Genomic DNA, 19,133 nt, shown 5'->3' on the forward strand with positions numbered 1-19,133 from the left:
CCCGGCGCTGCCGGCGGTCCCGCGGGGGCTGCGGCTGACGACGGGCGACGCGCGGCTGGACGTCCGGTGGGCGTCGGTCAGCGGGACCGACCGCTACGACGTGACCTGGCGCGAGTCCGGCCGCCCCGGCACGACGCGGACGACGCGCACGACGGGTCCGTCCGTGCGGCTGACCGGACTGGTCGCGGGGCGTCGCTACGCCGTGGCCGTGCGTGCCGTGGCCGCCGGACGCGCCGGTGCGGCGGCGGTCGTGACCGGCCGCGCGGGAGGCCCGACGGCCGGCGCCCCGCGACGTCCCCGGGCGGCGCTCCGGGGGACCGGCTCGGTGCGGCTCTCGTGGACGGCCGGCGCACGCGCGACCCGTTACGAGGTCTGGCGGACCTACCGCGGCTCCACCCGCCGCGTCGCCGTCACGAGCCGCACCCGTGTGGTGCTGGACGTGCCCCGCCGCGCCGGCGCGGCGTTCCGGATCCGCTCCTGGCACCAGGACCTGCCCGGCCGCTGGTCGTCCCGCGTGCGGCCTCCGCTGCCTCGCTAGCGGCGGGGCAGGCTGAGCGTCCGGACGGCCTGCTCGAGCGGGCCGCGGCCCCACGTGCGTCGCCACAGCCAGGCCGCCACCACCAGCACCACGACCTGTGAGGCCCACTCGACGTGACGGTCGTCGGCCATGCGCCAGTCGTGCGCGTTCTCGCTCCAGGTCCAGAGCACGTGGAGCGTGTACATCGTGAGCGGCATCGAGCCGGCGGCCAGCAGCGGGGCGACGACGGTGCGGGCGGGTGCGGCGTGGACGAGGAGCAGGCAGAGCCCGAGCACCAGCACCGCCGACCCGGTCGCGGAGAGGACGTTGAGCGTGGACGACGTGTGCTCGCCCACGACGAGCAACCGGGCGGGGTCGGTGACGCCCTCCAGCGACCAGCTCGACGCGAAGAGGCCGTGCCAGGACGTGTCGCGGACGATGCCGTCGAGGGCGCCCGACCGCAGCGCCAGCAGGCCGGCGGCCAGCGAGCCCACGAGCAGTGCCGCGCCGGCGACCACGAGACCGGCGGCGACGCGAGCCTGCTGCAGCGGCAGGCGTCCCAGCCAGGCGCCCGCGAGCAGGTACCCGGTCCAGACGAGCGCGGGGTACGTGCCGGTGACCGCGAGCTCGGCGACGAACCCCGCCGGGTCGCGCAGGTCGGCGAGGTCGAGCTGGGCCTGGTAGCTCGCGTCCAGCGGCCGCAGCAGCAGCAGGTGGACGACCGGCGCGAGCAGCAGCCAGGCGGCGGCCACGAGCCCGAGCGCCCGCGTCGGCAGGCGCAGGAAGGGCAGCAGGACGACCAGCATCACGCCGTAGAAGGCCAGGATGACCAGCACCGTCGCGGACTCCAGGGAGCCGAGCAGCAGACCGAGGACGACCAGGGCGACCGAGCGCACGACGACCGCGTGGGTGGAGCCGGCGCCGTCGGGGTCGCGCGTGCGGACCAGGCTGAGCGACAGGCCGGCGAGCAACGCGAACAGCGGCGCCGCGCGTCCCCCGGCCAGCATCCCGGCGACCGACGGGCCTCCGGTCTCGATGTCGATCGTCATGACGACGTGGACCAGCATCATGCCGATCAGCGCGACGGCCCGCGCGAGGTCGACGCCGTCGAGGCGTCCGGTCACGGCCACTACCCGCGACGCGCGGCGGCGACCTGGAGCACCATGCGCTCGAGCGCGTACGCCGGGTCCGCTCCCCCGCCCTTGACCTCGACGTCGGTGCGGGCGACGACGTCCATGGCCCGGGCGAGGCCCTCGGGCTCCCAGCCGCGCAGCTGGCTGCGCAGCGCCCGCACCTTGAACGGCGGCGCCCCGATGGCCGAGGCGACCTCGTTGTCGCGCAGGCCGCCGCGCACGTCGGCGAGCTTGGTGAGCGAGCGCAGGCCCGAGGCGAACGCGGACGTGACGAGCACCGGCGCGACCTTGTTGGCCTCGGCCCAGCGCAGCTGCTCGAGCGCGGCGGCGAGCCGGCCCTCGATCGCGGCGTCGGCGATCTCGAAGCCGCGGACGTCGGCACGTCCGCCGAAGTACTGGGCGACGACCTCGCGGTCGACGCGGACGCCCTGGCCCGCGGAGCTGACCAGCTGGTCGGCGGCCCCGGCGAGGGCGCGGAGGTCCTGGCCGACGGCGGTGACCAGCAGCGCGGCCGCCTCCTCGTCGATCGTCGAGCCGAGGTCGGTGACCTCGCGGCGCACCCAGGTGACGTGGTCGCGCTCGTACTTGGGCGCCTCGACCTTCACCTCGTGGACGGCGGCGTTCTTGCGCAGCTTGTCGAGCACGCCCTTGCCCTTGTTGCCGCCGCCGTGGACGAGCACGACCGCGACGTCGGACGACGGCTCGGCGGCGTAGGCGAGCAGCTCGGCCTGCGCGGCGTCGACGAGGTCCTCCAGGCCGGTGATCACCAGGCCGCTGGACGTGCTGAACAGCGACGGGCTGGTGAGGGCGGCGAGCTCGCCGGCGACCAGGCGTCCGGCCTCGCTCTCGGCCACCTCGCACGCGGGGTCGGCCTCACGGATCTGCCCGACGGCCTTGCGCCGCACGCGGTCGGCCAGGAACTCCGAGCCGCCGGTGACGAGCAGGATCGAGCCGAAGGGGGACGCCATGGGCGCCAGCCTAGTCACCGCCGCCGACGGGGACGGGCGTCCGGTCAGCGGGTGACGACCGAGAGCCGTCCGTCGCGCAGGACGACGGCCAGGTCGCCGTCGCGGTCGGTGCGGAAGGTGCGGGTGCCGACGTCGCGCAGCAGGTCGAGGGCGGCGGCCGACGGGTGGCCGTAGGAGTTGTCGCGGCCGGCGCTGACGGTGGCCAGCCGGGCGCCGACCGCCTCCACGAACCGGCGCGACTGCCGGGCGCTGCCGTGGTGCGGCACCTTGAGCACGTCGGCCGAGACGTCCGCCCCGGCGCGCAGCAGCGCGTCCTGGCCGGCCGGCTCGACGTCGCCGGTGAGCAGCAGCACGACCCCGCGGACGTGCACCCGCAGCACCAGGCTCGCGTCGTTGACCGCGGACCCCTCACCGTCCTGCTCGTCGCGCGAGGGGTCGGACACACGGGCACCCGGCCCCACCGGGCCCAGCACCTCGACCTGCGCCCCGCCGACCGACAGCCGGGCGCCGGCGGCGACCTGCGTCGTGCGTCCGTCGCGGTTCGGGGCGCCGCCACCCGGACCGACCAGCACCGGGCCCGCGTCACGGCCCTCGAGCACGCCGCCGAGCCCGTCGACGTGGTCGGCGTGGGCGTGGGTGAGCGCGACGGCGGCGACGCGGTCGACGCCCAGCCGGTCCAGGCAGGCGTCCACGGCGGTCGGGTCCGGCCCGGCGTCCACGACGAGGGCCGCTCCCCCGACGTCGACGACCGTCGCGTCGCCCTGACCGACGTCGCAGGCGACCATGAGCCACCCGCGCGGCGGCCAGCCGGGCTGGGGCGGCCGCACCAGCACCACGACGAGCCCCAGGCACAGCCCGACCGCGAGGGCCGGCCGGCGGGCCGCCCGGTGCAGGCCGACGCCGAGGACGGCGCAGAGCAGGGCCAGCACCCACCACGGCGCACCCCACTCGACGCTCGCTCCCGGGAGTCCGGCCGACCAGCGCCCGACCGACGCGATCCAGTGCGCGCACCAGCCCGCGAGCCAGCCCGGCAGCACCGCCCAGGGGCCGGGCACGAGGGCGAGCAGCCCGGCGCCGAGGCCCAGCACCGTCGCCGGGGCGACGGCCGGTGCGGCGAGCAGGTTGGCCAGCACCGCGACGAGCGACACCTCGCCGCTCAGCACCGCCACGGCCGGGGTGCAGGCGAGCTGGGCGGCCAGGGGGACGGCGAGCGCGACGGCCGCCCAGCGCGGCATCCAGCGTCCGAGTGCGTCGGCGAAGGGCGGGACGAGCAGCAGGATGCCGGCCGTGGCGCTCACCGACAGCACGAAGCCCGGCCGCAGCGCGAGCCACGGGTCCACCAGCAGGAGCACCACCACCGCCCAGGCGAGGGCCCGTGTTCCGCCGCGCGACCCGAGACCCGCGGCCGCGACCCCCACCAGGCCCATCGCCGCGGCCCGGACGACGCTCGGCTCGGCCCGGGCCAGCAGCACGAACCCGACCACCGCCGCGACGCCCACCGCCCACGTCCAGCGTGGTGATACCCCGCCCACCCGCGCGAGCGCCAGCAGGCAGGCGAGCACGATGGTGAGGTTCGTGCCGGACACCGCGAGCAGGTGGGTGAGACCGCTGCGCCGGAAGTCCTCGCGGAGCTCGTCGGTGAGTCCGCGCTCGTCGCCGTCCACCAGCGCGGGGACGAGCGCCCGCCCGTCGGGGTGCCCGTGGGCGGCGGCGCGGGCCACGCCGTCACGGACGTCCTGGGCCCCGCCCCACCACCACGGCGGCGGACGGACGGGTCCGAGCCGCAGGAGGCGGGCCGTCGCGACCTCGGGGCCGCGGTCGGCCGGTGCCAGCGACACGCGGGCGGTGAGCCGTTGACCGACCGTCAGCCCGCCGGCCGACTCGTCGCCGAACGCCGTCACGAGGGCTCGGGTCGTCACCGTGCCGTGCCGCGTGGTCACGCGCTCCACCCGCAGGCCGACGACCACGCCGGTGCGGCCCGCCCGCTCGAACGTGCGCGGGTCGCTGCGGACCTGCGCCTCCACCGAGGCCACGGCGTGGTCGGCGGCCAGCGCGGGGACGGGTCCGTGCTCGTCGAGCGCCAGCCGCCACGCGCACCCGGCGGCCACGCCCGCGACGACGGCCGCGACCAGGGCGAGCGCGGCGTGGCGCCGCAGCAGTGCCGCGAGCAGCACGGCGAGCCCGGCGAGCGAGACGGCCAGGCCCGTCCGCGACCCGGTACCGAGGACGCCCGCGGCGACCGCCCAGGCGGCCCCCGCCGCCGGCACCATCCGCAGGTCGTGGCCACGGACGGCCCGTCCCAGCGCGACGCGGGCCCGGAAGAGCGCCGCGAGCACGCGGCTCAGCCCGCCGAGACGAGGTCGCGCAGCTCGGCCAGCGTCGCCTCGCCGATGCCCTTGACGTCGAGCAGGTCGTCGACCGACGTGAACGACCCGTGCTCCTCGCGCCAGGACAGGATCGCCTGGGCCGTCACCGGTCCGACGCCGGGGAGCGTGTCGAGCTGCTCGATCGTGGCCGTGTTGAGGTCGATGACGGCACCCGGCACCGGCCCGGCGCCGGCTGCGCCCCCGGGCGCCGGCGCGGCGGGCACGGCCGCGGCCTCGACCCCGACCAGCACCTGCTCACCGTCGACCAGCTTGCGCGCCAGGTTCAGGCTCGTCGTGTCCGGACGCCCACGGACCCCGCCGGCCGCCTCGATGGCGTCGACCACGCGGGAGCCGGGCGGCAGCTCGACGATGCCCGGACGGCGCACCTTGCCGGCGACGTCGACGACCAGCGGGCCGGGCTCCGCTCCCTGCGCTCCCCCGGCGGACCCGGGCGTCGCGGACGCGTCCGGACCGGGCGTCGCGCTCGCGGGGGTGTCGACCGTGACCGGCACGGCGTGCTCGGCCGGACGTCCGGCCAGCACCCACCAGACGGTCACCACGGCGGCGGCGGTCAGCACGACGCCGACGACGCGCACGTGCGCGCCCGACAGCCGCAGCCGCGACGGAGCCGGCGGCTCGGCCGGCGTCACCGGCGTCACCGGCGTGGCCTCCGGCCGCTCCGGCTGCGTCCGGCGGGCCTGCGCCTGCTCGAACTCCGCGGTCAGGCGTGCGAGGCGGCGGCGTGCCACCTCGGCCCGGGTCTCCTGGTCGTCCCACACCCGGGCGACGCTAGACGCGGGTGCGGCGCCGGCGTCAGGTCCCGGACACGGGCTGTGGACGGACCGCGGTGGCACCGCGGCCGGTGGACGGTCAGCGCGGCGTGATCGAGATGCCGAGCAGGCCGGGGCCCACGTGGGCGCCGAGCACCGGGCTGACCTCGCTCAGCAGCAGGTCGTCGCGGCCGAGCTCGCGGCCCAGCCGCTCGACGAGCCCGCGGGCCTGCTCCTCGGCGGCCAGGTGCTGGACGCCCACGTCGCAGCCTCCGGGGCACGCCCGCGCCGCCTCGACGGCCAGCGCCTCGAGCCGGCCGATCGCACGGGAAGCGGTGCGCACCTTCTCCAGCGGACGCACCTCTCCCCCGTCGATGGTCAGCAGCGGCTTGACCGCCAGGGCGGTGCCGAGCAGCGCCGACGCCGCCCCGATGCGTCCGCCGCGGCGCAGGTGCTCGAGGGTGTCGACGTAGAGCAGGGACGTGGACGTGCGCCCGGCCCGCTCGGCCGCGGCCGCGACGTCCTCGGCGCTCGCGCCCTCGTCACGGGTCCGGGCGGCGGCCAGGACGCTGAACGCCACGGCCATGCCGACCTGCGTGGAGTCGACGACGTGCACCGGCACGGGCGCGTCGCGGGCGGCCAGCAGCGCCGCGTCGTACGTGCCCGAGACGCCCGCGCTCAGGTGCACCGAGACGACGTGGTCCGCGCCCGCCTCCGCCGCCTCGGCGTAGACGTCCGCGAACCGCTCGGGGCTCGGCCGGGACGTGCTGACCGGCACGCCGTGCCGCAGCGCGTCGGCCACCACCGCCGACGGGACGGTGCCGTCCAGGTGCGTCTCGGCGCCCACGACGACGTGCAGCGGCACGACGGTCGCCCCGGCCAGCTCGACCAGGCCACCGGGGAGGGTGGCCGTGGAGTCGGTGACGAGGGCGACGGTCATCAGACCACCACGTTGACCAGCTTGGGCGCCCGCACCACGACCTTGCGCACCTCGCGGCCGTCGATGGCCCGCTGGACGTTCGCGTCGGCCATGGCCAGCGCGGTCAGCTCGTCCTCGGTCGCCGACGGGGCGACCTCGAGCTTGGCGCGCACCTTGCCCTGCACCTGCACGACGCAGGTGACGGTCTCCTCGACCACGAGCGAAGCGTCGAACGCCGGGTACGGCACGTGGGCCAGCGAGCCCTCGTGACCCAGACGCGTCCACAGCTCCTCGGCGACGTGCGGCGCCAGCGGGGCCAGCATGAGCACCAGCGGCTCCAGCACCTGGCGCGAGCGGACGCCCTCGCGGGTCAGGTGGTTGGTCAGCTCGATGAGCTTGGCCACCGCGGTGTTGAAGCGCATCGCGTCCATGTCGGCGCGGACGCCCTCGATGGTGCGGTGCAGCGTGCTGAGCGTCGCGGCGTCGGCCGGCTCGTCGGTGGCCAGCGGCGCACCGGTCTCCTCGTCGACGGCCAGGCGCCACACGCGCTGCAGGAAGCGCTGCGAGCCCACGACGGCGCGGGTCTCCCACGGACGCGAGACGTCCAGCGGGCCCATGCTCATCTCGTAGACGCGCAGGGTGTCGGCGCCGTACTCCTCGTACATGTCGTCGGGCGTGACCGAGTTCTTGAGGCTCTTGCCCATCTTCCCGTACTCGCGCGCGACCGGCTGGTCACCCAGGAAGTAGCCGCCGTCGCGCTCCTGCACGTCCACCGCCGGCACGTAGGCGCCACGGTCGTCGGTGTAGGCGTACGCCTGAATGTAGCCCTGGTTGAACAGGCGGTGGAACGGCTCCTCGCTGCTCACGTGGCCCAGGTCGAACAGCACCTTGTGCCAGAACCGGGCGTACAGCAGGTGCAGCACGGCGTGCTCGACGCCGCCGACGTACAGGTCGACGCCGCCGGTCTCGCCCTCGGCGCGCGGGCCGAGCCAGTACGCCTCGTTGGCCGGGTCGGTGACGACGGCGTCGTTGTGCGGGTCGGTGTAGCGCAGCTCGTACCAGCTCGAGCCGGCCCAGTTGGGCATCGTGTTCGTCTCGCGGCGGTACTGCTTGGGTCCGTCGCCGAGGTCGAGCTCGACGTGCACCCACTCCTGGACGCGTCCGAGCGGCGGCTCGGGCTCGCTCGTGACGTCGTCCGGCTCGAACGTGCGCGGGCTGTAGTCGGGCACCTCGGGCAGGTCGACCGGCAGCATCGACTCGGGCAGCGCGATCGGGCGGTCGTGCTCGTCGTAGACGATCGGGAACGGCTCGCCCCAGTAGCGCTGGCGGCTGAACAGCCAGTCGCGCAGGCGGTACGTGGTGGTGCCGGTGCCGCGGCCCTTCTCCTCCAGCCAGGCGATGACCCGGGCCTTGGCCTCGGCGACGCCCAGCCCGTCGAGGCTGATCTCGTCGTTGGCGCTGTTGACCGCCACGCCGTCGCCGGTGAACGGCAGGTCGCCCTCGCCGTCGACGACGCGCGGGGTCGGCAGGCCGAAGACGGTGGCGAACTCGAAGTCGCGGGCGTCGTGCCCCGGGACGGCCATGATGGCACCGGTGCCGTAGCCGGTGAGGACGTAGTCGGCCACGAACACCGGGACGGCCTCGCCGTTCACCGGGTTGGTGGCGAAGGCACCGGTGAAGACGCCGGTCTTCTCGCGGTCCTCCTGGCGCTCGGCGTCGGTCTTGGCCGCGGCCTTCGCGCGGTAGGCGGCGACGGCCTCGGCCGGCGTCGCCGCGCCGCCGGTCCACGCGTCCTGGGTGCCCTCGGGCCAGGCGGACGTCGTGATGCGCTCGACGAGCTCGTGCTCGGGGGCCAGGACGACGTAGGTCGCGCCGAACAGCGTGTCGGGGCGGGTGGTGAAGACCTCGACGCCGTCACCGGTCTCGGGCAGGTCGAACCGGACGCGGGCGCCGTGCGAGCGACCGATCCAGTTGCGCTGCATGATCTTGACCGGCTCGGGCCAGTCGACGCGCTCGAGGTCGTCCACCAGGCGGTCGGCGTAGGCGGTGATGCGCATGTTCCACTGCTTGAGGTTGCGCTTGAACACCGGGAAGTTGCCGCGCTCGGAGCGGCCGTCGGCGGTGACCTCCTCGTTGGCCAGCACCGTGCCCAGGCCCGGGCACCAGTTGACCGGCGACTCGCTGACGTAGGCGAGGCGGTGCTGGTCGATGACGGCCGGGTCGTCGGTACCGAGCTTCTCGACCAGCTCGCGGATGGGCCGGGCGGTGCCGCGCTCGGCGTCGTACCAGGAGTCGAAGATCTGCAGGAAGATCCACTGCGTCCACTTCACGAACTCGGGGTCGATCGTGGCGAACGAGCGGCGCTTGTCGTGGGCCAGGCCCAGGCGGCGCAGCTGGCGCTGCATCGTGCCGATGTTCTCCAGCGTCGTCTCGCGCGGGTGGCGCCCGGTCTGCACGGCGTACTGCTCGGCCGGCAGGCCGAAGGCGTCGTAGCCCAGCGCGTGCAGGACGTTGTGGCCGGTCATGCGGCGGTAGCGCCCCACCACGTCCGTGGCGATGTAGCCCAGCGGGTGGCCGACGTGGAGTCCCGCCCCCGAGGGGTACGGGAACATGTCCATGATGAAGAACTTGCCCGCCGGGAACCGCTCGTCGCTGACGTCGCCGGCGAGGTCGCCGGTGGGGTTGGGCGCCTCGAAGGTGCCCTCGGCGTCCCAGCGCTCCTGCCAGCGCGACTCGATGTCGGCGGCCAGGGTGCTGTCGTAGCGGTAGGAGTTCTCGGGGGTGCTCACCGCCGGAACTTTACCGGTCGTCCGCGGGCCTCCCCGCCGCCTCCCGCTCCTCGTCGGTGACCTCGCGGACGACGAGCGGACGCAGCCTCGCCCAGGCGGCGAAGGCGGCCGCGAAGACGAGCAGGCCGAGGCCGGCCCAGAGGTTGACGTTGAAGCCGTCGGCCGCCTCCAGCTCGGCGTCGGAGGTGTTCACCAGCCCCAGGATCGTGAGGATCACGCCGTACGTGCCCATGAGGGCCGCGACGATGTAGCGGACGTCGAAGGCGCCTGCGGTCTTGGTCTGTGCCATGGCGGGCTCCTAGCGGAAGAGGACGTTGAGGAAGATGACGATGACCAGCGCGATGCCGGCGAGCTTCACCGGCGACTGGTACCAGGGCAGGTTCTTCTCGTCGGGGTCGGCGAAGTCCTCCTTCGGGGTGAGGGAGTAGACCAGGCCGCGCAGCTCGGACTCGGCCTTGGGCCGCGTCATGAGCGTCACGACGACGCTGACCACGATGTCGACCACGAACGCGGCGCCCGCGGCCACGAAGCTCGCACCCTGGCCCGACAGGGACAGGACGCCGACGCTGAGGCTGCCGAGCGTGCCGTCGCTGAGGACCGCGACGAGGACGGCGGCGAGCGTGCCCGAGACCAGGCCCACCCAGCCGGCGGTCGGCGTCATCCGCTTCCAGAACATGCCCAGGATGAACGTGGCGAACAGCGGCGCGTTGAAGAACCCGAACAGCGTCTGCAGGTAGTCCATCAGGTTGTCGTAGTTCGACGCGATGACGGCGGTGCCGATGGCGATGACCGTCGCGCCGACCGTGGCGACGCGACCGATGGTCAGGTAGTAGCCGTCGGGGCGGTCCTTCTTCACGTACTGCTGCCACAGGTCGTAGCTGAAGACGGTGTTGAACGCCGAGATGTTGGCCGCCATGCCGGCCATGAACGAGGCGAGCAGGCCCGCGATCGCGACGCCGAGCATGCCGTTGGGCAGCAGGTCGCGCATGAGCAGCAGGATCGCGTCGTTGTAGGTCGCGCCGCCGGCGCCGCCCTCGTCGCCGCTCTTCAGGGCCGCGATCTCGGGCACGATGATCGCCGCGACCATGCCCGGGATGATGACCACGAAGGGGATGAACATCTTCGGGAACGCACCGATGATCGGGGCGCGGCGGGCCGCCGAGGGCGAGTCGGACGCCATCGCGCGCTGCACCTCGACGAAGTTGGTCGTCCAGTAGCCGAACGAGAGCACGAAGCCCAGGCCGAAGACCAGGCCGATCACCGACAGGACGGGGTTCTCGATGCCGGTCAGGTCGGTGCCGGGCCAGGACGAGAGCTGCTCGGGACCGGGCTGGATCTTCTCCTTGACGCCCTGCCAGCCGCCGACCTTGTGCAGCGCGACGATCGTCAGCGGCAGCAGGGCCGCGACGATGACGAAGAACTGCAGCACCTCGTTGTAGATCGCCGCCGACAGGCCGCCGAGGGTGATGTACGAGAGCACGACCACGGCCGCGACGATGAGCGAGACCCACAGCGGCCAGCCGAGCAGGCGCTCCACGATGGTGGCCAGCAGGAACAGGTTGATGCCGGCGATGAGCAGCTGGGCGACGGCGAAGCTGATGGCGTTGACCAGGTGGGCGCCGGTGCCGAAGCGGCGGCGCATGAACTCGGGCACCGAGCGCACACCGGACCCGTAGTAGAAGGGCATCATCACGATGCCGAGGAACAGCATCGCCGGGACGGCGCCGATCCAGAAGTAGTGGAAGGTCGCGGCGCCGTACTGCGCACCGTTGGCCGACATGCCCATGACCTCGACCGCGCCGAGGTTGGCCGACACGAACGCCAGGCCGGTCACCCACGCGGGCAGCGAGCGACCGGACAGGAAGAAGTCGATGCTGGTCGACACCTGCCGCCGGGCGAGCACGCCGATGCCGAGCACGACGGCGAAGTACAGCGCCACGATGGTGTAGTCGAAGAAGTCGGCGTTCAGCCGGAACGCGTCGTCGGCCGCGAGGTGCACGGGCCTCCCCTTTCACGGCGCACGCCGTGTGCGCCCCTGGGACCGTAGACCCGGTGGTTGCCGTCCGCACCTCGAGACGGTGTCGGCGCCGCGACGTACGCTCGCGGCACCGAAGGAGCCGCCATGACCCACGCGATCGTCCCGCCCTACCTGCTGGCCCGGCTGGCCGCCGACGAGCCCGGACGCTTCCCGGTCGCGGCCGAGGCCGCGCGCCTCGCGCTGCTCGACCGTCCGGCCCGGCCGCGCTCCACCGTGCTGCCGCCGCGCCGCTCCTCCCCCGGCGCCGGGCTGCGCCGGACCGTGAGCGACGCCGGCCACGGCACCGACCTGCCCGGCCGCCGCGTGCGGGCCGAGGGCGAGCCGCCCACGGGCGACGTCGCGGCCGACGAGGCGTACGACGGCCTGGGGGCCACGTACCGGCTGCTGGCCGACGCGTTCGGGCGCGACTCGCTCGACGACGCGGGGCTGCCCCTGGCCGCGAGCGTCCACTACGGACGCGACTACGACAACGCCTACTGGGACGGCGAGCGGATGGTGTTCGGCGACGGCGACGGCGAGGTCTTCGGCCGGTTCACCGCCTCGGTCTCGGTCATCGGCCACGAGCTCGCCCACGGGCTCGTCCAGCACACGGCCGGGCTCGTCTACGAGGGCGAGCCGGGCGCCCTGAACGAGTCCGTCGCCGACGTCGTGGGCGTGCTGGTGGAGCAGCACGCGGCTGGGCAGCGCGCCGACGAGGCCAGCTGGCTGGTCGGGGCCGGGCTGTTCACCGACGCCGTGCAGGGCGTCGCGCTGCGCTCCATGGCCGCTCCGGGCACCGCGTACGGCGACGACGTGCTCGGCCGCGACCCGCAGCCCGCGCACATGCGCGACTACGTCCGCACCCGCGACGACCACGGCGGCGTGCACCTGAACTCGGGCATCCCGAACAAGGCGTTCCACCTGGCCGCGACGGCGCTGGGCGGCTACGCCTGGCAGACCGCCGGCCCGCTCTGGTACGCGGCGCTCCTCGACCCGGCGCTGCCGTCCACGGCGACCTTCGCCCGGCTCGCCGGCGCGACCGTCCGCGCCGCGCGGGCCGTCGGCGGGCGTGAGCAGGAGGCGGTCGAGGCCGCCTGGCAGGGCCTCGGCGTCGTCCCCGAGGAGGAGTCATGACCACAGCGGAGCCGGTGCTGGTGGTCGTGGTGGTCCGCACCGGCGGGCTGGCCGGGCTGCGCCGCGAGTGGCGGGTCGAGGTCGACGAGCAGGACGCGCCGGCGTGGTGGCCGCTGGTCGAGGCGTGCCCGTGGGACGTCGACCTGGACGCCGACGGCGTCCCGGACCGGTTCGTCTACGACGTCCGCGCCAACGAGCGCGAGGCCCGGCTGCCCGAGAGCCGGCTCGAGGGGCCGTGGTCCGAGCTGGCCGAGGCGGTGCGCCGCCGGGCCGAGGACGGCGCCTAGCGGTCGGCGGTCATGGCGCAGAACTTCTCCACCTTGACCGTGGGGCCGGAGACGATGAGCTCGTCGCCGCGGTGCACGAGGGTGTCGGCCTGCGCGTAGGTGAAGTCCTGGCCGCGGGTCTTCACGCCCACCACGGTCACGCCGTACTTCGAGCGCAGCACCGACTGGCCGAGCTCCTGGCCGCAGGCCTCGCGCGGCGCCCGGGTGCGGGCGATGGCGAAGCCGTCGTCGAACTCGATGAAGTCGGTCATGGTGCCCGACACCAGGTGCGCCACCCGCTCGCCCATGGACGTCTCGGGGCGCACCACGTGGGTGGCGCCGACCCGCTCCAGGATCATGGCGTGCTTGCCGCTGACCGCCTTGGCCCAGATCTCCTTGACGCCGAGCTCGGCCAGGCCGAGCACGGTCAGCACGCTGGCCTCGATGTCGGTGCCGATGCCCACGACGGCGCGGTGGAACTGCTCGGCACCGATCTGCTGCAGCGCCTCGGTGTCGGTGGTGTCGGCCGCGACGACGTGGGTGAAGTCGCTGGCGTACTTCTGCGCGATGGCCGGGCTCTCGTCGACGGCCAGCACCTCGTGCCCGAGCCGCACGAGCGAGCGCGCCACGGCCGTGCCGAACCGGCCCAGGCCGATGACGAGCACCGGGGCGGTGGGGGACGTGTCCTTGCTAGCCAATGATCGGTCGCTCCTCGGGCAGGGTGTAGCGGCGCACGCGGCTGCGGACGACGAACGCTGACGCCGCGGTAATGGTGCCCACTCGGCCGACGAACATCAAGACGATGAGCACCAGCTGGGCGTTCCAGGGCAGGTCCGGGGTGATGCCGGTGCTCAGCCCGACGGTCGCGAAGGCCGAGGTGCACTCGAACAGGACGTCCCCGTAGCTCAGCCCGGTCATGGTCAGCACCAGCCACGTCGAGGTGATGACCAGCATGACCGCGAGCAGCGCGATGGTGAGGGCCTGACGGATGGTGGCGCTGCTGATCGAGCGGCGGCCGACCGTCACGTCCGGGTCGCCGCGCAGCTCGGCCATGATCACGTAGGCCAGCAGCAGGAACGTGGTGACCTTGATGCCGCCGGCGGTGCTGGCCGAGCCGCCGCCGATGAACATCATGACGGTGGCGACGTCGAGCGACTCCGGACGCACGGCGCCCCAGTCGAAGCTGTTGAACCCGCCCGAGCGCGGCATGACGCCGGCCTCGATGCCGGTGACGACCCGGTGCCAGAACGGCAGCTGCCCGAGGGTGTCGTCGTTGGTCCACTCGACGGCCATGAACAGCACGACGGCGACGACGAGCAGGCCGAGCGAGCCCCAGACGGTGAGCCGGGTGTGGATCGTCCACTTCTTCGGCGTCCGCCACCGGCTGCGCAGCTCGGCCAGCACCGGGAAGCCCATCGCGCCGACGAAGACGGCGATGGACACCGGGAGGATGATGAGGCCGTCGCCGGCGTAGCCCACGAGGCTGTCGGACTCCAGCGCGAAACCGGCGTTGTTGAACGCCATGACGGCGTAGAACAGGCCGTGCCACAGCGACTGTCCCCACGAGTCGAAGTACTCGCCCTTCAGCCGCAGGGTCAGCACGATCCACGTGACCAGCTGGAACAGCACCATCGTGGCCACGATGCGGGCGAACAGCGGCCGCACCTCGCCCAGCGTCGGCACGTGGAAGTCGGCCTGGGCCACCAGCCGGGTGCGCAGCCCCAGCCGTCCGCCGATGAACACGCCCAGCAGGGTCGCCAGCGCGACGATGCCCAGGCCGCCGATCTCGACCAGCGCCAGGATGATGCCCTGCCCGACCGGCGTCCAGTAGGTGGCGGTGTCGACCGACGCCAGGCCGGTCACCGTGACCGCCGAGGTGCTGGTGAAGAACGCCGCCATGAAGCTCGGGTTCTCCTCCCCCGCCCGCGCGAACGGCAGCAGGAGCAGGAGCGTGCCGACGAAGATGAGCACCAGGAACGTCAACGGCAGGAGCCGGACGGGGTGCGCGACGGCGCGCGGCAGCGAGAGGCGGACCACGGGCAGCACGCTAACGCAGCCGGGGCGCCGGGACGCCGCCGAGCGTCCGGGTGGCGCGCACTAGGGTGGCCGGGTGAGCAGGCCGACCCGAGTCCTCGTCATGACGATCGTCCACCACCCCGGCGACGCCCGGATCGCGCACCGCGAGATCCCGGCGCTCCTGGAGGACGGGATGTCGGTCACCTTCGCCGCCCCGTTCTCCGGCTACGGCGTGGAGCCGCCGGCCGGCGTGACCGGCGTCGACGTGCGCCGGGCGCGTGGGCGCCGCCGGCTCGCAGCCGTCCGCGAGGCCCGCGCGACGCTGCGCCGCCTGGCCCCCGAGCACGACGTCGTCCTGCTGCACGACCCCGAGCTGCTGCTCGCCGCGGCCGGCACGACGGGCAGCACGCCGGTGGTCTGGGACGTCCACGAGGACTTCCCGGGCGCGGTCGAGTCGCGCGACTGGATCCCCGGTCCCGTGCGCCCGGTCGTCCGCGCCGCCGCCAAGGCCGCCCAGGACTGGGCCGAGAAGCGCTTCACCATCCTGCTCGCCGAGGACGGCTACGTGCCGCTGTTCCACGAGCCGCACCCGGTGGTGCCGAACAGCACCCGCGTGCCCGAGCAGGTGCCGCCGCCGGCCTCGCGCCGGGTCGTCTACCTCGGCTCGGTGACGCAGTCCCGCGGCGTGCGCATGCTCGTCGACACCGCGCGGCTGCTGAAGGGCACCGCGACCGTGGACGTCTACGGCCCCGCCCACGACGGCACGGACGCCCTGCTGGAGCAGGCCCAGGCCGAGGGCGCCCTCACCTGGCACGGCTTCACCCCCAACGACGTGGCCATGCAGGCGATCGAGGGTGCCGCGGTCGGCGTCTCGTTCGTCCGCGACGAGCCGAACTACCGGTTCAGCCGCCTGACCAAGCTCATGGAGTACCTGGCCCACGGCGTGCCGATCGTCACCACGCCGCTGCCCACCGCGAAGGCCCTCGTGGAGGACTCGCACGGCGGCGTCCTGGTGCCGTTCGAGGACCCGGCCGCCGCGGCGGCCGCGATCACCGCGCTGCTGGACGACGACGAGCGCCGCCACGCGATGGCCGCCGCCGGTCACGCGTACGTCCAGCAGCACCACAACTGGAACCGCGACGCGCTCGACTTCGCCGCCCACGTCCGCCGCGCCGCCCACGGTGGCGGGCAGTGACCGCTCGACGCCGGACCGGGCTGCTCGTCGCCGCCCTGGCGCTGACCCTCGTCGCCGCGTGCTCCGGCGCGCAGGACGGCGACGACGAGCCGACGCGACCCGCCGACGGCTCCGGCTCGTCCCTGACGCCCAACCCGGCGCGGGCCGAGCAGGACCAGATCGAGTACGCCGACGGCCAGGACTGCCACCAGCGCAAGGGACGCTCGGAGGTGCTGGCCTGCGAGTTCGGCGACCCGAAGGGCTCGGTGCACGTCGTGCTGGCCGGCGACTCCAAGACCGAGCAGTGGGTCGACGCCTTCGACGCGATCGGGAAGGAACGCGGCTGGCGCGTCACCTCGATCACCAAGTCCGCGTGCGCGTTCACCGCCGCCGAGCTGGGCAGCCCGGACGACGAGGTCAACACGTCGTGCGAGCAGTGGAACACCCGCGCCCGCCAGGTCATCGAGCAGCTCCGCCCGGACGCGGTGTTCACCGAGCTGTACAAGCTGCGCGTGCCCAAGGCGGGTCGCGACATCGACGGCGACGAGCAGCACGCGCTGATGGTCCAGGGGCTCGAGGACGCCTACGGCGAGCTGGCGGCGCGCGGCATCGGCACCGTGCTGCTGGACGCGGGTCCGCGCTCGGACGAGGACGTGCCCGAGTGCGTCCTGGAGCACGGCGACGACACGGACGAGTGCGACATCACCGAGGACGAGTACGACGACCCGCAGCTGCGCTTCCCCACCGCGTCGGCCGAGCAGGTCGTCGACGCCGTCGGACGCGCGCGGCTCGTCAGCATCAACGACGTGGTGTGCGGCGAGGACGGCCCGCCGTGCGCGGTCGTGTCGGACGGCGTCCTGCGCTTCCGCGACTCGCACCACTTCACGCGCACCTACACGCTGCAGCTGGCCGAGCCGCTCGGCGAGCGCGTGGCGACGGCGCTGACCGAGCTCGCGGCGGGCTGACCTAGACGGCGGTGCGCCGCACCATCTCCTCGACCGCCCGCACGACGCGAGCCCCGTTCTCGCGGTCCTGGTGGGTGAAGACCGCCTTCACGCGGTCCTCGTAGAACTCCTCGCGCACGCAGCCGGACGCCAGGTAGCGGCCCAGCGCCTCGAGGGTCTCGTCGACCGTGCGGACGACCGGGCCGAACCCGTCGCGCTCGTGGTCGAACCACGACGGCGACGCGTGCCCCTCGAGGTACTCGGCCTCGTCGAAGTGGGTGTAGAGCAGCGGGGTGCCCAGGTAGGCGATGTCGAAGTGCACCGAGGAGTAGTCGGTCAGGAACAGGTCGCAGCGGCGCATGAGCTCCTGGATGTGCGGCGTGGCGCTGTCGACCAGCTCCACGCCCTCGACGACGTCCAGTCCCTCGAGCAGGCGGCCCATGTTGTAGTGCGGCAGGAACTGCAGGCGGGCACCGTGCTCGCGCAGCATCGCGGCCAGTCGCGGGTCGGCCAGCAGCTCGGTGACGAAGCGCTGGTACGACGAGCCCTCGAACGACATCTCCGCGACGTCCTCGTCGCTGAACAGCTTCGGGACGAACGCGCGCCGCCACGTCGGCATGAACAGCACGACGGTGTCGGACGTGCCGTCGTCCAGGCGGGTCAGGGCGTCGAAGCGCGGCAGGCCGGTCTCGGCCACCTGCGTGTCGTAGCCGGACACCGCGCGGACGGCGCCGGACTCCCCCGGGCCGACGGTGAGGTACAGGTCGTACCCGCCGGTGCCCCGCTTGAGCATGTTGACCTTGTCGTTCACGCCGTGCTTGAGGTAGACCCGGCGGGCGCCGAGCCGCCACGCGGCCTGCTTGAGGTAGGCGCCGGGGTGCCACTGGCGCGGCAGCATGTGCTTGACCGAGTACGCGTTCGCGAGCACCTCGGCGTGCAGCATGAGCAGCCGGTGCTTCCACGAGGAGTGCACGAGGACCGGGCCGAGCGCCTCGACCTTGGCCCGCTGCTCGCTGCCGCCCTGGATCACGTAGTAGACCCGGGCGTCCGGCTGCGTGCGGCACAGGTGGGCGAAGAAGTGGTAGCCGTTGTCGCGCGCGGTGTCCTCGCGCTCGCCGACCAGCCAGATCGGCCGGCGCCCGACCAGCGGGCGCGTGAGCACCCGGGCCGCGCGCACCCAGGTGAAGCGGCGCAGGCGCAGCAGCGAGGCGGCGTCCTGGCGCAGGTGGGTCGCCAGCCAGCGCAGGGGCGCGAGACCGGCACGGTGACGCACGGCGTGCACGAGCACCTGGTCGTCGTCGGCGTTCGGCGCGATCTCCAGGTCGAGCCCGTCCGCCGCCATGCGCCGGGCGCTGGCCAGCAGGCCGGTGGTCGGCTCCAGGTCCATGCGCGGACCGTCGGTGCCCGGGGCCAGGTCGAGGACGAGCCGGTCACGACCGCTCAGCCGCGCGACGGGGATGTCGGCGACGTACGCCGACCAGGCCACCGTGCCGCCGGCCGCGACCCGCTCGACGCACCGCGTGGGCACGTGCGTCGTGCCGCGCTTGCCCACCAGGGCGATCGCGAGCGTCCGGTCGGCGTGCTCGGCGGTCGCCGAGCCGCCCCAGCGCCAGCGCAGGCCGAGACGCAGCGTGCGTCCGTCGTCGACGACGTCGGCCCACTCCGCGCTCGGGACCGCGCGGTAGTAGCCGGCCAGGCGCACGAGCTCGGCGGGGTGCCCGGCGGCGAGCAGCGCGTCGATGTAGGTGTCGTCGGACGGGTCAAGCCGCACCGGCAGCCCGGCCGGGGTCTCCAGGCCGAGGCCGGCGACCCAGGCGATGGCGCGCCGGACGTGGTCGGCGGTGGTCGACGCGCGCCGCACGAAGACGACCGCCTCGGTCGTCACCGCGGCCACGGCCTCGCGCAGGGCGACCGGGTCGTCGTCGGGGACCGCCACGGCGGTGACGTCCAGCCCCTCCGCCCTCAGGTCGTCGGCCAGGGTCTCGGAGGCGACGGGTCCGAGCAGCAGCGTCAAGGTCGGCGAGTCCACCGGGCCATCCTAGGAGCGGCGCCGCACCCGGCGGACGAGGCTCCCCTGGAGTCCTTCGTTAGGCTGTCGTGGGCCCATCCCGACGACAGAG

The 19,133-nt window shown here is 74.2% G+C and carries 16 protein-coding genes; 5 read left to right on the forward strand and 11 right to left on the reverse strand.

Translation table 11 applies throughout. From position 1 onward, the window contains the following. On the forward strand, window positions 1-538 hold a 538-nt coding region (locus E0W78_RS12345), incomplete at its 5' end, for a fibronectin type III domain-containing protein (protein ID WP_207392748.1). Here E0W78_RS12345 and E0W78_RS12350 read toward each other — a convergent pair. From E0W78_RS12350 to E0W78_RS12385, 8 genes are all read right to left on the reverse strand, one after another. Further along, window positions 535-1,641 (reverse strand): heparan-alpha-glucosaminide N-acetyltransferase domain-containing protein, encoded by a 1,107-nt coding sequence (locus E0W78_RS12350; protein ID WP_131404264.1) that lies wholly within the window; start codon window positions 1,639-1,641, stop codon window positions 535-537. The genes E0W78_RS12345 and E0W78_RS12350 overlap by 4 nt on opposite strands. Before the next feature lie 5 nt (window positions 1,642-1,646). After that, complete coding sequence (gene holA / locus E0W78_RS12355) at window positions 1,647-2,618, reverse strand: DNA polymerase III subunit delta (protein ID WP_131404265.1); 972 nt, start codon at window positions 2,616-2,618, stop codon at window positions 1,647-1,649. A 44-nt stretch (window positions 2,619-2,662) separates the two neighbouring features. Continuing rightward, window positions 2,663-4,954, reverse strand: a complete 2,292-nt coding sequence (locus tag E0W78_RS12360) for a ComEC/Rec2 family competence protein (RefSeq protein ID WP_242686340.1) — start codon at window positions 4,952-4,954, stop codon at window positions 2,663-2,665. 5 nt (window positions 4,955-4,959) lie between these two features. Further along, complete coding sequence (locus tag E0W78_RS12365; protein WP_131404266.1) at window positions 4,960-5,763, reverse strand: ComEA family DNA-binding protein; 804 nt, start codon at window positions 5,761-5,763, stop codon at window positions 4,960-4,962. A gap of 91 nt (window positions 5,764-5,854) precedes the next feature. Next, window positions 5,855-6,694 carry a DegV family protein gene (locus E0W78_RS12370; RefSeq protein ID WP_131404267.1) on the reverse strand — a complete coding sequence of 280 codons (840 nt, stop codon included), beginning with the start codon at window positions 6,692-6,694 and terminating at the stop codon, window positions 5,855-5,857. Further along, a complete protein-coding gene (leuS, locus tag E0W78_RS12375) occupies window positions 6,694-9,462 on the reverse strand; it encodes a leucine--tRNA ligase (protein WP_131404268.1) in 2,769 nt (922 codons plus the stop codon). The genes E0W78_RS12370 and leuS overlap by 1 nt, the downstream gene beginning before the upstream one ends. A gap of 10 nt (window positions 9,463-9,472) precedes the next feature. Further along, window positions 9,473-9,751 carry a hypothetical protein gene (locus E0W78_RS12380; protein WP_131404269.1) on the reverse strand — a complete coding sequence of 93 codons (279 nt, stop codon included), beginning with the start codon at window positions 9,749-9,751 and terminating at the stop codon, window positions 9,473-9,475. A gap of 9 nt (window positions 9,752-9,760) precedes the next feature. Next, on the reverse strand, window positions 9,761-11,461 hold the full coding sequence (locus tag E0W78_RS12385) for a sodium:solute symporter family protein (protein WP_131404270.1): 1,701 nt from the start codon (window positions 11,459-11,461) through the stop codon (window positions 9,761-9,763). Between the two features lie 123 nt (window positions 11,462-11,584). Here E0W78_RS12385 and E0W78_RS12390 point away from each other — a divergent pair, with 123 nt between their 5' ends. Together E0W78_RS12390 and E0W78_RS12395 are read left to right on the forward strand one after the other, a co-directional pair. After that, complete coding sequence (locus E0W78_RS12390) at window positions 11,585-12,613, forward strand: M4 family metallopeptidase (protein WP_131404271.1); 1,029 nt, start codon at window positions 11,585-11,587, stop codon at window positions 12,611-12,613. Then, the gene (locus tag E0W78_RS12395) at window positions 12,610-12,900 is read left to right on the forward strand and encodes a protealysin inhibitor emfourin (protein ID WP_207392749.1); all 291 of its coding nucleotides are present in this window, start codon (window positions 12,610-12,612) and stop codon (window positions 12,898-12,900) included. The genes E0W78_RS12390 and E0W78_RS12395 overlap by 4 nt, the downstream gene beginning before the upstream one ends. On the opposite strand, the gene E0W78_RS12400 is transcribed toward E0W78_RS12395, so the two are convergent. Next, window positions 12,897-13,577: a TrkA family potassium uptake protein gene (locus tag E0W78_RS12400; protein ID WP_131404272.1), complete on the reverse strand. Its 681-nt coding sequence runs from the start codon at window positions 13,575-13,577 to the stop codon at window positions 12,897-12,899. The two genes, E0W78_RS12395 and E0W78_RS12400, sit on opposite strands and share 4 nt — an antisense overlap. Continuing rightward, window positions 13,570-14,916, reverse strand: coding sequence for a potassium transporter TrkG (locus E0W78_RS12405; RefSeq protein WP_131404273.1), 1,347 nt, complete (start codon window positions 14,914-14,916; stop codon window positions 13,570-13,572). The genes E0W78_RS12400 and E0W78_RS12405 overlap by 8 nt, the downstream gene beginning before the upstream one ends. Before the next feature lie 73 nt (window positions 14,917-14,989). On the opposite strand from E0W78_RS12405, the gene E0W78_RS12410 reads away from it, so the two are divergent. Further along, entirely contained in the window at window positions 14,990-16,090 is a 1,101-nt protein-coding gene (locus E0W78_RS12410) for a glycosyltransferase (protein WP_131404274.1), read from the forward strand. Then, window positions 16,087-17,034, forward strand: coding sequence for an SGNH hydrolase domain-containing protein (locus tag E0W78_RS12415; protein WP_131404275.1), 948 nt, complete (start codon window positions 16,087-16,089; stop codon window positions 17,032-17,034). Before E0W78_RS12410 ends, E0W78_RS12415 begins: the two co-directional genes overlap by 4 nt. Before the next feature lies 1 nt (window position 17,035). Here the strand turns inward: E0W78_RS12415 and E0W78_RS12420 are convergent, their stop codons facing one another. After that, window positions 17,036-19,042 (reverse strand): CDP-glycerol glycerophosphotransferase family protein, encoded by a 2,007-nt coding sequence (locus E0W78_RS12420; RefSeq protein ID WP_131404276.1) that lies wholly within the window; start codon window positions 19,040-19,042, stop codon window positions 17,036-17,038. Between the last annotated feature and the right edge of the window lie 91 nt (window positions 19,043-19,133).

The organism is Aeromicrobium sp. IC_218 (genome assembly GCF_004336805.1).
GTDB lineage: Bacteria > Actinomycetota > Actinomycetes > Propionibacteriales > Nocardioidaceae > Aeromicrobium.